The 15,625-nt window shown below is 47.2% G+C and carries 9 protein-coding genes; 8 read left to right on the plus strand and 1 reads right to left on the minus strand.

The genetic code is table 11. The features are described from left to right. Positions 1-20: 20 nt before the first annotated feature. Positions 21-1,010: a D-lactate dehydrogenase gene (gene ldhA / locus QUE34_RS09070; RefSeq protein WP_000762229.1), complete on the minus strand. Its 990-nt coding sequence runs from the start codon at positions 1,008-1,010 to the stop codon at positions 21-23. 207 nt (positions 1,011-1,217) lie between these two features. Between ldhA and QUE34_RS09075 the strand changes: the two genes are divergently transcribed. The 8 genes from QUE34_RS09075 to QUE34_RS09110 all read left to right on the plus strand — a co-directional run bounded on the left by QUE34_RS09075 (position 1,218) and on the right by QUE34_RS09110 (position 15,619). Then, positions 1,218-3,857 carry a YdbH family protein gene (locus QUE34_RS09075; protein ID WP_286338951.1) on the plus strand — a complete coding sequence of 880 codons (2,640 nt, stop codon included), beginning with the start codon at positions 1,218-1,220 and terminating at the stop codon, positions 3,855-3,857. Beyond that, positions 3,854-4,039: a YnbE family lipoprotein gene (locus QUE34_RS09080; protein ID WP_000698143.1), complete on the plus strand. Its 186-nt coding sequence runs from the start codon at positions 3,854-3,856 to the stop codon at positions 4,037-4,039. Before QUE34_RS09075 ends, QUE34_RS09080 begins: the two co-directional genes overlap by 4 nt. A 4-nt stretch (positions 4,040-4,043) precedes the next feature. Next, complete coding sequence (locus QUE34_RS09085) at positions 4,044-4,370, plus strand: YdbL family probable chaperone protein (protein WP_162754247.1); 327 nt, start codon at positions 4,044-4,046, stop codon at positions 4,368-4,370. Between the two features lie 646 nt (positions 4,371-5,016). After that, entirely contained in the window at positions 5,017-10,509 is a 5,493-nt protein-coding gene (locus QUE34_RS09090; protein ID WP_103253632.1) for a pectate lyase-fold domain-containing protein, read from the plus strand. Between the two features lie 207 nt (positions 10,510-10,716). Further along, positions 10,717-11,577, plus strand: a complete 861-nt coding sequence (gene pdxI / locus QUE34_RS09095) for a pyridoxine 4-dehydrogenase (RefSeq protein ID WP_032302968.1) — start codon at positions 10,717-10,719, stop codon at positions 11,575-11,577. 63 nt (positions 11,578-11,640) lie between these two features. Continuing rightward, positions 11,641-13,947 carry a DUF2773 domain-containing bactofilin gene (locus tag QUE34_RS09100; protein WP_105268471.1) on the plus strand — a complete coding sequence of 769 codons (2,307 nt, stop codon included), beginning with the start codon at positions 11,641-11,643 and terminating at the stop codon, positions 13,945-13,947. A gap of 170 nt (positions 13,948-14,117) precedes the next feature. Further along, the gene (locus tag QUE34_RS09105; RefSeq protein ID WP_032302970.1) at positions 14,118-14,723 is read left to right on the plus strand and encodes a CDP-alcohol phosphatidyltransferase family protein; all 606 of its coding nucleotides are present in this window, start codon (positions 14,118-14,120) and stop codon (positions 14,721-14,723) included. Next, entirely contained in the window at positions 14,723-15,619 is an 897-nt protein-coding gene (locus QUE34_RS09110) for a phosphatidate cytidylyltransferase (RefSeq protein WP_032302971.1), read from the plus strand. The genes QUE34_RS09105 and QUE34_RS09110 overlap by 1 nt, the downstream gene beginning before the upstream one ends. Positions 15,620-15,625 lie beyond the last annotated feature (6 nt).

A 15,625-nucleotide genomic window follows, 5' to 3' on the forward strand; every position in this document is an offset into this window, starting at 1 on the left:
CGTACAGGGGAGCGGCAAGATTAAACCAGTTCGTTCGGGCAGGTTTCGCCTTTTTCCAGATTGCTTAAGTTTTGCAGGGTAGTTTGGGAAATACTGGTCAGAGCTTCTGCTGTCAGGAATGCCTGGTGCCCGGTAAACAGCACGTTGTGGCAGGCAGACAGTCGACGGAATACGTCATCCTGGATTACGTCGTTGGATTTATCTTCAAAGAACAGATCGCGTTCGTTTTCATACACGTCCATACCCAACGAACCAATTTTCTGATTTTTCAGCGCTTCAATTGCCGCCTGAGAATCAATCAATGCACCGCGACTGGTATTGACGATCATCACGCCATTTTTCATCTGATCGAAGGCGGCTTCGTTCAACAGATGGTAGTTTTCCGGTGTCAGCGGGCAGTGCAGAGAGATAACGTCTGATTCAGAGAACAGGGTTGGCAGATCGACATACTCCACACCGAGTTCCAGCGCCGCCGCACTTGGATACGGATCGAACGCCAGCAGACGCATACCAAAACCTTTGAGAATGCGCAGCATCGCCACACCGATTTTACCAGTACCGATAACGCCTGCCGTTTTGCCATACATGGTAAAGCCGGTCAGACCTTCCAGAGAGAAGTTGGCGTCACGCGTACGCTGATATGCGCGATGGATACGGCGGTTCAGCGTCATCATCATACCGATGGCGTGTTCAGCAACGGCTTCTGGATCATAGGCTGGAACACGGACTACTTTCAGCCCCAGTTCTTTTGCTGCGTCAAGGTCGACGTTATTGAAACCGGCACAGCGCAGGGCGATATATTTAACGCCGTGCTTTTTCAGTTCTTCCAGCACCGGGCGGCTGCCGTCATCGTTTACGAAAATACATACCGCTTCGCAGCCATTGGCCGTTTTAGCGGTTTTTTCCGTCAGCAGAAAGTCAAAAAATTCCAGCTCAAAGCCAAAGGACTCGTTCACCTGTTGCAGGTACTTCTTGTCGTACTGTTTTGTGCTATAAACGGCGAGTTTCATAAGACTTTCTCCAGTGATGTTGAATCACATTTAAGCTACTAAAAATATTTTACAAAATTTCAAATATAATTGAAAGCTATGGCGATATTGAAAAATTCATCAACAACTATGCTTAGTGTAGGCGCAACCTTCAACTGAACGGTTAAACATGCCACAATACCCGTATTGAATGCTTAATTTTTCGCTAAATCAGGATATTAACTACCCATGTTGGGTAAATATAAAGCCGTTCTCGCGCTGTTATTACTGATTATTCTTGTGCCGTTGACGCTACTGATGACGCTCGGGTTGTGGGTTCCCACGCTGGCGGGCATCTGGCTACCGCTCGGCACACGTATTGCTTTAGATGAAAGCCCACGCATTACGCGTAAAGGTTTAATCATTCCCGATCTCCGTTATCTGGTAGGAGATTGTCAGCTTGCACATATCACAAACGCCAGCCTTTCTCATCCCAGCCGCTGGTTATTGAACGTCGGCACGGTAGAACTTGATTCTGCTTGTCTGGCGAAATTGCCGCAGACGGAGCAATCGCCAGCCGCTCCAAAAACCCTCTCGCAGTGGCAGGCCATGTTGCCTAACACCTGGATCAATATCGATAAACTGATTTTTTCTCCCTGGCAGGAATGGCAGGGAAAACTCTCTCTCGCATTAAACTCCGATATCCAGCAACTGCGTTATCAGGGCGAAAAAGTTAAATTTCAAGGCCAGCTGAAAGGGCAACAACTTACAGTCAGCGAACTGGATGTCGCTGCGTTTGAAAATCAGCCGCCGGTTAAACTGGTGGGGGAATTTACTATGCCGCTAGTGCCGGATGGACTTCCTGTAAGGGGTCATGCTACTGCGACGTTAAACTTGCCGCAGGAGCCTTCACTGGTGGATGCCGAGCTGGACTGGCAGGAAAATAGCGGGCAATTGATTGTGCTGGCACGGGATAACGGCGATCCGTTGCTCGATCTGCCGTGGCAAATTACTCGCCAACAATTGACCGTAAGCGATGGTCGCTGGAGCTGGCCGTATGCAGGTTTTCCTTTGAGTGGACGACTGGGTGTCAAAGTCGACAACTGGCAGGCAGGGCTTGAGAATGCTCTGGTCAGCGGACGACTGAGTGTGCTGACCCAGGGGCAAGCGGGTAAGGGCAACGCGGTGCTTAATTTTGGCCCAGGAAAATTTAGCATGGATAACAGCCAGCTGCCTATGCAACTGACCGGTGAAGCGAAACAGGCGGACCTCATTTTATATGCCCGTTTACCTGCGCAGCTAAGCGGAAGTCTGACTGACCCAACGCTGGCCTTTGAGCCAGGCGCGTTATTACGTTCGAAGGGAAGAGTCATCGATTCGCTGGACATCGATGAAATCCGCTGGCCTTTAGCGGGTGTAAAAGTCACTCAACGTGGTGTTGACGGACGTTTGCAGGCCATTTTGCAGGCGCATGAAAATGAACTGGGCGATTTCGTGCTGCATATGGATGGACTGGCGGATGATTTTCTCCCTGACGCTGGCCGCTGGCAGTGGCGCTACTGGGGCAAGGGCAGTTTTACCCCAATGCACGCCAGTTGGGATGTCGCAGGAAAAGGTGAGTGGCGTGACAGCACGATTACGCTGACCGATCTCTCCACCGGCTTTGACAAATTGCAATACGGGACAATGACGGTAGAAAAGCCGCGATTGATTCTCGACAAGCCCGTCGTCTGGGTACGTGACGCACAGCATCCCTCCTTTAGCGGCGCGCTGTCACTGGACGCCGGGCAAACGCTGTTCACTGGCGGCAGTGTGTTACCGCCATCAACCTTAAAATTTAGCGTCGATGGACGCGATCCGACGTATTTCCTCTTTAAAGGCGATTTACATGCTGGTGAGATTGGCCCGGTTCGGGTAAATGGTCGCTGGGACGGTATTCGTCTGCGCGGTAACGCCTGGTGGCCTAAACAATCACTGACCGTATTCCAGCCGCTGGTGCCACCCGACTGGAAGATGAACTTACGCGATGGCGAACTATATGCCCAGGTCGCATTTTCTGCTGCGCCTGAACAAGGATTCCGCGCGGGAGGGCACGGTGTGTTGAAAGGCGGTAGTGCCTGGATGCCAGATAATCAGGTCAACGGTGTCGATTTTGTCCTGCCTTTCCGTTTTGCCGATGGAGCCTGGCATCTGGGGACTCGCGGCCCCGTTACGTTGCGAATTGCCGAAGTGATTAATCTGGTGACAGCGAAAAATATTACGGCTGACTTGCAAGGGCGTTATCCGTGGAGTGAAGACGAACCATTGTTGTTGACCGATGTTAGCGTCGATGTGTTAGGCGGTAACGTGCTGATGAAACAATTACGCATGCCGCAACATGACCCGGCGCTGTTGCGGCTGAATAACCTCTCATCCAGCGAACTGGTTAGCGCCGTCAATCCGAAACAATTCGCCATGTCCGGGGCATTTAGTGGGGCATTGCCTTTATGGCTGAACAATGAAAAATGGATAGTTAAAGACGGCTGGCTGGCAAATAGCGGACCAATGACCTTGCGGCTGGATAAAGACACCGCAGATGCGGTGGTGAAAGACAATATGACCGCGGGTTCTGCGATTAACTGGTTGCGCTATATGGAAATTAGCCGTTCATCGACAAAAATTAATTTAGATAATCTCGGTGTGTTAACCATGCAGGCCAATATTACAGGTACCAGTCGCGTCGACGGTAAAAGTGGTACGGTAAACCTTAATTACCATCATGAAGAGAATATTTTTACCCTGTGGCGCAGTTTACGCTTTGGCGATAATCTCCAGGCATGGTTGGAGCAGAACGCGCGTCTGCCGGAAAATGGCTGTCCGCAAGGAAAAGGGTGTGAGGAAAAACAATGAAAATTTTACTGGCTGCGTTGACGTCATCTTTTATGCTGGTTGGCTGTACGCCTCGCATTGAAGTCGCTGCACCTAAGGAACCGATCACTATCAATATGAACGTTAAAATTGAGCATGAGATCATCATTAAGGCAGACAAAGATGTCGAAGATTTACTCAAAACCCGTAGCGATCTTTTCTGAGGGGATGATGAAGAAAACATTACTTCTTTGTGCGTTTCTTGTTGGACTGGTAAGCAGCAATGTAGTGGCATTAACACTGGACGAGGCCAGAACCCAGGGGCGGGTAGGTGAAACATTTAACGGTTATTTGGTTGCGTTGAAAACGGATGCTGAAACAGAGAAATTAGTAACCGAGATTAATGCCGCACGTAAAGTGAGTTACCAACAACTGGCAAAGCAAAATAATGTCTCGGTAGATGATATCGCGAAACTCGCCGGGCAAAAGCTTGTAGCTCGGGCCAAACCGGGGGAATATGTGCAGGGAATTAACGGGAAATGGTTGCAAAAATAAGCACTATGCAACAGCGATATTTCAATGATTTAATTTAAAGGCTGTATAGATATTTTATGGGTGTCCTATTTTTCCAATGCCATCATGAATATCATCATCAACCTCAATATTAAGGGTTTTTATAGTCAACCCAAATATGGACGGCATCGCTCATTTAAGTGAAGTTACGAGGTTTATGGGATTGCTTGTAACACCACATTGTTTTTAGCATCTTGCAAGCCTCATCTTCTGTCAACGCCTGGTAAACCTGTCAGGGGCAGTCAACAACAAACCGCAGTAGATAACCTCCAGATTTTCAGTGGGTTGATTAAATGGAACATGGTTGAAATGTTAATATTTTCACGATGAATGAATTTCCGGAGTGGTCAGTAATATGAATCAGCTACCCAATTTGACGCTGACATTGCTTTTTGTCTGATTATTGTTAGAGGATGTGTAATAATGCAACAAATAGCCTAAGTAATCGAATAATTTGTTTTTTATGTGTCTACATTGAGGTTTCGAAATACTAATTAAGTTGAATGTTCTGGGATTGCTAAATAAAATTTCAAGAGCAGACATTAAATCATGACACAGCCTGTGGCTATTTCTTATCTATTACTCATATTTTATTATTTGAAATGTCATTCATTGAAAAGGATTTCTCATGCAAAAGAAAACGTTATTATCAGCGTGTATCGCTATAGCGTTAAGTGGCCAAAGCTGGGGGGCGGAAATAACAGAAGGCGAGAGTGCAGACAGTATGCGCAGAAGCTCTCAAATGACATGTCAGTCAGAAGGGCACGCCCGACCGTCAACGAAGTTGAAAACAGTGCCAGAAAAATGTGCTGTTGTTACAAATAATGGTTTCAGCTCGTTACTGGCATTAGGTGCCACGGCGGTACTGGCAACACTCGCAGTGATTGAATTGTCTCATGACAATGATCATTCTGCTCACTCTTCTTTTCCCCAGCCCATACCGCCAGATGATAATGGCCCTCTACCGCTACCCGTTCCCAGTGATGAAGATTCAGGTATACCTGTAAAGCCAGATAACGGCGGTAATGTTATTCCACCCGACAATAGCGGTGATGATGTTGACCTACCGAGAACAGAACCCGTTGTCTTTGATAACAATGTGACATGGGACAAGGACGCGCAAACCCTGAAGATTCGCGGGGCAACGTTCACCTATATACAGAATGTCGATGGTAGCTACACGCTGTCGGCAAAAGATGGCCGAAAAACCATTGTGACAGAGTGGGAAAACCATGAAGAGACTCATACCGCCATCTTTAGTGGTGTGAGTACCACAGGTGATATGGAATGGCGCTACGATGACGAAGGTAAACTCCACGTCACACAGTTAGCCAGTGTCGTGTCTGATGGAACAACGGGCAGAATAATTACCGTTAATGATGCGATTATCACTGACCAGGGCGGTAACACGGCCCTGAATGGCGGCACGGTGATGATGATTAATGGTAACAACATTGCGCTGACAAACGAGGGTAAAACAGAGGCTGTCGGTGAAGATTCGGTGGTCGGTATCCTGACCGGCGATAATATAACCATCAATAATAACGGTCAGACGGTGGTCGATGCTGGCACGGCGGTTATCGTCAATGGCGATCGTACAATCTTAAATAACACTGGCGACTCCACTGTCAATAACGGCGGAATAGGGGCCGTTATTAGCGGTAATGATGTCAGGACCGATAATAAAGGACATATGACGGTTGATGGGCAAAATTCAACGGGCAGCAAAATCGTTGGTAATAATGCGACGGTTATACAGGAAGGGGATTTATACGTTAGCAATGCTGCACGGGGTATTGATGTTGAGGGTAATGGCGCGATCGTCAGCAACAAAGGCAATATAACGGTCGTGGATGAAAATTCGCTGGGTGTTTCTCTCAGTGGTGATGCGTCGACGTTCATTAACAGGGGGGATATTTCCGTCAGTAATGGTAGTTCAGAGGCCAATGCGACAGGGATTCTGATTGAGGGTAATCATTCTACTCTTATCAATGTGGGGGACATCATTGCTAATAATTTCAGTACCGGGATTCGCGTCGTTGGAGATGATGGTCTGATTTCTCTGGCTGGCCGTGTGGATGTAGGGGATTATTCAACCGGTCTGGATGTGTCTGGAAATAATAACGCCATGACGCTGGCGACAAATGAGCTTAATGTGACTGGCAGTGTTGCGACAGGGGTAAATGTAGCCGGTGATGGCAATGAAGTTGAAATTACCGGTAATATTCTGGTGGATAAAAATCAGGCCGGAGAGCATTCAATAAATGACTTTTTTACCCCTTCTGTTGGCATTCAGGTGCAGGGACACGACAATAATATCGTATTAAATGGCAATCTTACCATTGTTGCTGACAGTGAAGTCACTTCTCGTAGCTATAATGAAATGGATGGCAGCCAGGAAAATATTAATGGTCTGGTTGTGTCGGGTGACGGTAATACCGTCGAAATTAATGGTGGTATCCATTTAGCTGGCGAAGAAAATACTCTACAGGATGGCTCCACACCTGCTTTAAAACGTAATGGTTATGGCGATACGCCTGTTATCAAAATCGATGGGCACTCTACTCTGTATCTAAATGGGGATTCAACAATCAGTGGTGTTTTTCCGCTTGGATTAGGCGATATCATTCAACTGAATAACCGAGCCCATTTAGAACTTGGCCGCAACGCCACTTTTATCCTAAAAGATATAAATACATTTGATCATTATAATAGTGACACATCACAGGTTGTACTGGTGAATTCCGGTTCGCAGATGATAAATAATGGTGATGTAGAACTGGGTAATATTGGCTTTGCCAGGGCTACTGGTGAAGAGTCGCTAGCTGTAAATAATAACAACGTAACGATTTCTATCTACGGCGTAGAGGGGAATACATCAGACTCTGCTAGTTCTGCGTATTTGAGCGTCTATGGTGGTCGAGTTGTTAATAACAGTGCCATCACCAGTAAGGTACTCGCGCAGGGACGTATTTTCAATAGTCTGAACGCTCAAGGTTTGAGTGACCCTTTAATTTTTAATAATCAAGTCATTAGTCTGACGGGGATGACGGCAGGCAACAATGGCACCGCTTTAAATAATACTGCCGGTGAGATCCAAATGTACGGCCGGGGGAGTGTTGGCATGCTGGCCTCCAATAATTCAACCATTGACAATATGGGTAAGATTTTCATTGACGCATTATGGGTTGATGAAAACGATACTTCCAGTCTGGCGTCCAATATCGCTCATGACAGCGCCAAAGATTATGCTGTCGGGATGGCTGTGGGTACAGACAGTTCTGGTGCCAGCGTTAATTCTACCGCCATTAATCAGCAGGGTGGTGAAATAACACTCTATAATTCCGGTGCCGGTATGGCTGCGATGAAGCCAGGTAACATTATTATTAACCAGGGAACTATAAATCTGGAAGTAAATGAAAATGATGATGATACGCTGGGGCCAAATAAATTGGTCGGCATGGCTGTTTACAATGGTGCCACTGCGATTAATGATCAGACGGGCATCATCAATATTAATGCTGAAAACGGGCAGGCGTTCTATAACGATGGCAGCGGGACTATTGTTAATTACGGGACCATCTGTACTTTTGGTATTTGCCAGGACAATAACGCCTATAACTCGACTGATGGGTTTGTTTCATTAAGCTGGAGAAATGGTGACATTATTACGGCTGACGGGGAAACGCTTAACCTGTCTTCATATGGCGGTACTACTGATATCACGGCAACCGCCGAAACCCTGGTAACAAACACGGGTACGGTCACCGGGGGACCTGTCACCGTGGCTGACTTTGGTCATCTGGTCAATGAAACCACGGGCAGTATTAATGAGGTTGATATCGCAACGGGTGGGGAATACACCAACCACGGCACGACAAAAACTGTTTCTGTGGATGGCGGAGTGTTCACTAACGAAGGTATGGTGACCGGGCAAGTCGGAACGACTGTTGCAGGATCGATTATTCACAACTCAGGCAGCATCAACACGGTTGACCAGTGGGCCAGCCGTTTTTATAACACCGGAACGGTGAATGCCTGGAAATGTTCTTCCGGGTCTGCCGTAATGAATAATCAGGCCGGTGGAAAAGTAGAGAAAATAACTTTTGCTGCAGCCTCTACCTTCAATAATGCTGGTACCGTACATAACGCATCGGTTGATAAAGGTGGCACCTTCAACAATCTGGAAGGCGGTGTGGCAACGGTGGCGACGAATGCGCTGTGGACAGGACATTTTAATAACTGGGGGACAGTTGAAGGTGACATGAGAATTAGCACCGGTGGTGATGGGCATACGTTCTATAATGGCCAGTCTGGCGTCATCAACGGGCAGATCCTGACATCAAACACGGCCAGCAAGGCAATAAACGACGGCATTATTAATATCGACAAAAATAGTAATGTGGCGATGTCGGCGCACGGTAAAGCCAAAATGATCAACAACGGCACCATAAACGTTGGCACGCAAGGAACCAGCAGGACAGGCATGATAGGGATGCAACTGGAGTCCGATGCCACGGCTGATGCGGTGATTGAGAATAACGGCACCATCAATATATATGCCAGCAATTCATATGCCTTCAGCAAGCTCGGGAGCAATGGTCATATTGTTAACAACGGCACTGTTTATATTGACGACAGCGTGAATGGTTCCGGATTAATTAAACAATCTGGCACGGTGATGGAGGGCAGTGGTGAAGGGGGAGACGGTACGGAAGTACACTATGTCGACTTTACCGCGCCGGAAGAACCCACCATTACGCCATACGACGACAGTCATTCTTCTTCCGTTAGCCGCAACGATGGCATGAACAACCTCAATGGTTACGTGGTGGGGACGAACGCCGATGGTAGCGCTGGTAAGCTGATGGTCAATAACGCCAGTATGAAAGGCGTGGAGATCAACACTGCTTTTGCGGCGGGAACGGCGGACAAAACCGCCAGCTTTGATGATGTGGTGCAAGGCAGCAACCTGACCGATGCGCAAGCGATCACTTCGACATCTGTTGTCTGGCAGGCGACAGGCAGTACCGACGCCAGCGGCAACGTTGACGTGACCATGAGCAAAAAAGCCTACACCGATGTGGCGACGGATGCCTCAGTGAATGACGTGGCAAAAGCGCTGGATGCGGGTTACACCAACAATGAGCTGTATACCAGTCTGAACGTCGGCACCACTGCAGAGCTGAACAGCGCACTTAAGCAAATTAGCGGTAGCCAGGCGACCACGGTATTCCGCGAAGCGCGTGTGTTAAGCAATCGCTTTAGTATGCTGGCAGACGCCGCACCGAAGATGGGCAACGCTCTGGCATTTAACGTGGTGGCGAAAGGCGATCCGCGTGCTGAGCTGGGTAACAATACCGAGTACGACATGCTGGCGCTGCGTAAAACCCTCGACCTGAGCGAAAACCAGACCATGAGCCTGGAGTACGGTATCGCCCGTCTGGACGGCGACGGTGCGCAGAAAGCGGGTGATAATGGTGTTACAGGCGGCTACAGCCAGTTCTTTGGCCTGAAGCATCAGATGTCCTTTGACAACGGTATGAGCTGGAATAACGCGCTGCGTTACGATATTCACCAACTGGACAGCAGCCGTTCGGTGGCTTACGGCGACATCAGTAAGACGGCAGACACGAATGTGAAACAACAGTACCTGGAGTTCCGTAGCGAAGGGGCGAAAACCTTTGAACCGCGCGAAGGGCTGAAAATCACGCCATATGCGGGTCTGAAACTGCGTCACATGCTGGAAGGCGACTATCAGGAGCGCAATGCCGGAGACTTTAACCTGAGCATGAACAGCGGCAGCGAAACGGCGGTGGACAGCATCGTTGGGCTGAAGCTGGACTACGCAGGCAAAGACGGCTGGAGTGCGAACGCCGCGCTGGAAGGTGGGCCGAACCTCAGCTACAGCAAGAGCCAGCGCACGGCAAGCCTGGCAGGCGCAGGCAGCCAGCACTTTAATGTCGATGATGGGCAAAAGGGCGGCGGCATCAACAGTCTGGCAAGCGTCGGCGTGAAGTACAGCAGCAAAGAAAGTTCGCTGAATCTGGATGCTTACCACTGGAAAGAGGATGGTATCAGCGATAAAGGCGTGATGCTGAACTTCAAGAAAACGTTCTAATTTTTAGTATGTGATGCATAAACCGCAACGCTGATACAGGTTGCGGTTTTTTATTGCCGGATGCGGCGCTTGACGCGTTTTGTTTTGGTGTTTTTCAGGACAATAGAGCAACTCATCCAGTAATCTTGTTTACGCCTTCGCATTATTTATCTCTTTTCATTTCTATACTGATTTTTCTGAATTCGTTTTATTACAGGGCAGGGTGCGATGAGCAGCAACACATTTACTCTCGGTACAAAATCCGTTAACCGTCTTGGTTATGGCGCGATGCAACTGGCAGGTCCTGGGGTTTTCGGCCCGCCCAGAGATCGCCACGTCGCTATAACCGTTCTGCGCGAGGCGCTAGCATTGGGCGTCAATCACATTGATACCAGTGACTTTTATGGTCCGCACGTCACCAATCAGATTATCCGCGAAGCGCTTTATCCTTACTCTGACGACCTGACCATTGTTACTAAAATTGGGGCGCGGCGTGGAGAGGACGCCTCCTGGTTGCCCGCATTTTCTCCGGCAGAGTTGCAAAAAGCGGTACACGATAATCTACGTAATCTCGGACTGGACGTACTGGATGTGGTTAACCTGCGCGTTATGATGGGGGATGGTCATGGCCCAGCGGAAGGATCGATTGAAGCCAGCCTGACCGTGCTGGCAGAGATGCGACAACAAGGCCTGGTAAAACATATTGGCCTGAGCAACGTCACACCGACGCAGGTTGCAGAGGCGCGTAAGATTACCGAAATTGTCTGTGTGCAGAACGAATACAACATTGCTCATCGTGCTGATGACGCAATGATTGATGCTTTGGCTCGTGACGGCATTGCCTACGTGCCGTTCTTTCCGCTCGGGGGCTTTACGCCGCTGCAATCCTCCACGCTTTCCGATGTTGCTGCGAGCCTGGGTGCAACACCAATGCAGGTGGCGCTGGCGTGGCTGTTACAACGTTCACCGAATATTTTGCTGATCCCAGGAACGTCTTCTGTTGCTCATTTACGGGAGAATATGGCCTCAGAAAAATTGCATCTTTCTGCGGACGTGTTGTCTACGTTGGACGGTATTTCGCGAGAATAACGAATATACAAAAGGGAAAGATGCATTTCCCTTTTGTTTCTTTTTTAATGGCATGGAGTGCATATGTTTAAGCCCAGGATTTGCAGCTGGATAGGTTTACTTCCCCTGTTTATGCTGAGTCTTCCAGTACAGGCGGACCTTCGATGTGTTGCAAATGCAGTTGATATTGAACCATTTTTTTCTGCGGCTACCGCTGAAGATAAACAACAAGTTGAACAAGCTATCAACAGTAGCGTGAACCTTGTCCCCTTCGGTTTATCTGCATCGGACTGGAAAGTGCATCGTGGCGATTTAGTGGTAGACGGTAATATAGAGAGTAATCAAAAATTGATTGTTCTTGGCAATTTGACAGTCAAAGGTAATATTTCCACTTTATCTCTTTCTAATCCATGGGTTATTCTCGGTAACGTGACGGCAACGAATATAGTTAAGGATTCACCACTGTTAATTACCGGTTCGATAAATGCAAGTGGACTGGTATTTATCGACTCATATTACGATAATCCGTCTACGATTAAGGGGAGTATTAATGCGCGAGGGATATTTATCAATGACATAATTGCACCTGTTGTTGCGTCTTCGACAAATAGTGAATTCATGGTCCGTGCGAGTGACAAAAATGACACTGAAAATGTCAAAAAAGCGCTGATGATAATAAATCCTGATGCATATTATTGGGGTCTAATAAATGATGAAGATGCTCTGAAAGAAATTTTTAAGCGAAGCAATATTCGCATGGCAGGGAATATCTGTAGTCTGATGAAAAAAGAAGCGCTGTTTCGCCCTAAGCCTTCTCCTGAGTTAGTGCAGGAATTGCAAATGCTGGATGAAGGCAACGTTGCTGCATTTGAAGGACGAGATATTGCGACATTTGATCTTGCCATAATGCGAACTCTCCCAAGGATTAAAGGAATTTCAGCTAACCTACGCAAACAACTTATTAATAGCAATGATGGACAAACGATTGAAAGTATGGCGAGATATATGCCTGACAATGAGATTCTGGAGTTGACCGATCAGCAATTGGGTTACCAGCCTGTTGTTCTGGGGTTACTCGACCGTGAACCGCTCTCTGTCGAAATAATGACGCGAATGAGTCATCTACCTGATGGTGTCGGTCCGTTGAATCTTGCGCTACGTGAAAATCTCCCTCTGGATATCGTCATGACTCTGGCGAAAAGAGATTGGGATATGATCATTCAGGAGCTTTATAAAGATGCGTGGTTATTGCCCGAATCCATTATTGATGGCTATATCCGCAGTGATGATCCCTCTATTCGTCAGGTCGGTTCTGGAGGACAACTCACCTACAATCAGGCAATGCAGTTGGCGAACGATTCATCAAACGATGTTGTCACAAGCTTAGCGTCAAAGCTGGCAGAGATGAAACACCATGGTCAATTGTTGCGGATGACGCCACAAGAGAGTGACAAAGTTGCAGTATATTTATACCAAAAATTCGAGAATGACGATGATCTAATACGTGTGTTATTTTTAGCATTGCCAGATAACTTACAGTTTAATTTTGTTAAAAGGATGGAGAAAAAATCCCCTGCCTACTTTTGCTGTCGGGATATGCAGGAAATTCACTCTGACGCTGCTCTACAACGGTTATTGACACGTTTCAACGATCCTGAGGGGTGGAGTAATCTGGCGAAAAATCAGTATCTGAGCACGTCGATGAAACAAAAAATTTGGCAACGTGCTTTATCGCATCGGAAAAATAATCCCAAAGCAGATTCAGATGCATATGAAACCAGCGCTGATATGATTTTGTCTGAGCTTATCAGCTACGGTGAAGTTGATGACCAGATGCTATTAAATGCCACCTCTCTGATACGTTCGGACGACTGGGACTTTTTAGAGAGTGTATTAATTAGTTGGGATAATTTACCCGCTGTTGTTCTCAAGGAATTACAGCAAAACACGCCACGCAATGATATTTGGGCGAAGTTTTTTCTGAGGCAGGAAAACAGTTCCCGTGCGCAGGTTAACGAAGCGTTACGTGTTTATTATGCACTCGACCCCGATGCGTTAGCACAACTGGATGTACTGGCAAAACAACCGGATCGTATATGGTGGAGTACACTGGCGAAAAGCAATCTCACATTTTTCAAGTTCGGCGCACTTAGCAACCGCCACACCCCCCCTGCGGCACTGGCGGCAGAAATTGATCCCGAGTGGTGGATTGTGGCGATGAATAATCCCCGCTTTCCAGTTGATGTATTGAAGGCGAGGCTGAAACGTGATCCTTTGCTGGCGTTAGAGCTTGTTAACCCTGAACTGGATTTAGTTCGGCAGCTGGCGCTTAACGGTAAGACGCGCGCAATACGGGAACAAGCGATGAGAAAACTTGATGAGTTGTATTGAATAACAGCGTAATAATTTTTAACCACTTGATCTATTGGGGATAATCATTCCTGACGGTGAGTCCCCAATACCTTGATATATTCTGAATTTTTAATGAAGCGGCGTGTTGCGATATCTCCGTCAGGGGAATTGATGCACCATAGCGCAAACCGAATTATCAAGGATTGATAATGACGCTCTACCAGATAAAACCGCTCTTTCAGTCGCTGTTAAGGCCGACGATGTTTTGGCTTTATAAGCACCATGTTACAGCGAATCACATCACTCTTGCTGCACTGGCGCTTTCTCTTCTTACCGGATTGCTGTTGATGTTGGTGGCACGACCCATCCTCTTTTTGCTATTGCCCATCGTGCTTTTTGTCCGTATGGCACTCAATGCGCTGGATGGCATGATGGCGCGTGAGTGTAATCAGCAAACACGTCTTGGGGCGATTTTGAATGAAACTGGCGATGTTATTTCCGATATTGCGCTTTATTTACCGTTTTTATTTTTACCGGAAAGTAACGCATCACTCGTAATACTCATGTTATTTTGCACCATATTGACTGAGTTTTGCGGTTTACTCGCGCAGACGATTAACGGTATTCGCAGTTATGCCGGTCCATTTGGCAAAAGCGATCGTGCGTTAATATTTGGTTTGTGGGGGCTGGCCGTTGCCATTTATCCACAGTGGATGCAATGGAATAATCTTTTATGGAGCATTGCTTCAATTCTGCTTCTCTGGACTGCGATTAATCGTTGTCGAAGCGTGCTCCTTATGAGCGCTGAAAAGTAATGCTGGAAAAATCTCTGGCAATACTTTTCGTGTTGTTAATTTTAGCAACGCTGATAAACCGTTTTCTGGTATGGCGGTTACCGGAGAGAAAAGGAGATGAAGTTACATTACGTATTCGTACCTGGTGGGGCATCGTCATTTGTTTTTCACTGGTCATTTCAGGTCCACGCTGGATGACGTTGACGTTTTTTGCGCTGATAAGTTTTCTGGCATTGAAAGAATATTGTACGCTTATATCTGTACATTTTCCGCGTTGGTTATATTGGGGTATTCCTCTTAACTATTTTCTTATCGGTTTTAATTGCTTTGAGCTGTTTCTGTTATTTATACCTTTGGCTGGGTTTCTGATATTAGCCACTTGGCGAGTTTTAGTGGGTGACCCCTCCGGTTTTCTGCATACCGTGAGCGCCATTTTTTGGGGCTGGATAATGACCGTTTTCGCCTTGAGTCATGCCGCCTGGTTATTAATGTTGCCAACCACAAATATCCAGGGCGGGGCGTTACTGGTGTTATTTCTTTTGGCATTAACCGAGTCAAACGATATTGCACAGTATTTATGGGGAAAATCCTGCGGCAGAAGAAAAGTGGTCCCCAAAGTCAGCCCGGGAAAAACATTGGAAGGTCTGATGGGCGGCGTAATCACCACCATGATTGCGTCACTGATTATTGGACCGTTGCTGACACCGCTAGATACATTACAGGCATTATTAGCGGGTTTGTTAATTGGTATTAGTGGTTTTTGCGGCGATGTAGTGATGTCAGCCATCAAACAAGATATTGGTGTTAAAGATAGTGGAAAACTATTACCAGGACATGGCGGACTCCTTGACAGGATTGACTCATTAATTTTCACCGCTCCGGTATTTTTTTATTTTATTCGCTACTGCTGTTACTGAAGGAAA

Origin of the sequence: Escherichia sp. KS167_9B (genome assembly GCF_030295215.1) — a bacterium.
In the GTDB taxonomy this organism is placed as follows: Bacteria; Pseudomonadota; Gammaproteobacteria; order Enterobacterales; family Enterobacteriaceae; genus Escherichia; species Escherichia coli_F.

What these genes read in the sequence shown, in the direction of transcription:
- ldhA (WP_000762229.1), bottom strand. Translation starts at nt 1,010, where the DNA reads ATGAAACTCGCCGTTTATAGCACAAAACAGTACGACAAGAAGTACCTG.
- QUE34_RS09075 (WP_286338951.1), top strand. Translation starts at nt 1,218, where the DNA reads ATGTTGGGTAAATATAAAGCCGTTCTCGCGCTGTTATTACTGATTATT.
- QUE34_RS09080 (WP_000698143.1), top strand. Translation starts at nt 3,854, where the DNA reads ATGAAAATTTTACTGGCTGCGTTGACGTCATCTTTTATGCTGGTTGGC.
- QUE34_RS09085 (WP_162754247.1), top strand. Translation starts at nt 4,044, where the DNA reads ATGATGAAGAAAACATTACTTCTTTGTGCGTTTCTTGTTGGACTGGTA.
- QUE34_RS09090 (WP_103253632.1), top strand. Translation starts at nt 5,017, where the DNA reads ATGCAAAAGAAAACGTTATTATCAGCGTGTATCGCTATAGCGTTAAGT.
- pdxI (WP_032302968.1), top strand. Translation starts at nt 10,717, where the DNA reads ATGAGCAGCAACACATTTACTCTCGGTACAAAATCCGTTAACCGTCTT.
- QUE34_RS09100 (WP_105268471.1), top strand. Translation starts at nt 11,641, where the DNA reads ATGTTTAAGCCCAGGATTTGCAGCTGGATAGGTTTACTTCCCCTGTTT.
- QUE34_RS09105 (WP_032302970.1), top strand. Translation starts at nt 14,118, where the DNA reads ATGACGCTCTACCAGATAAAACCGCTCTTTCAGTCGCTGTTAAGGCCG.
- QUE34_RS09110 (WP_032302971.1), top strand. Translation starts at nt 14,723, where the DNA reads ATGCTGGAAAAATCTCTGGCAATACTTTTCGTGTTGTTAATTTTAGCA.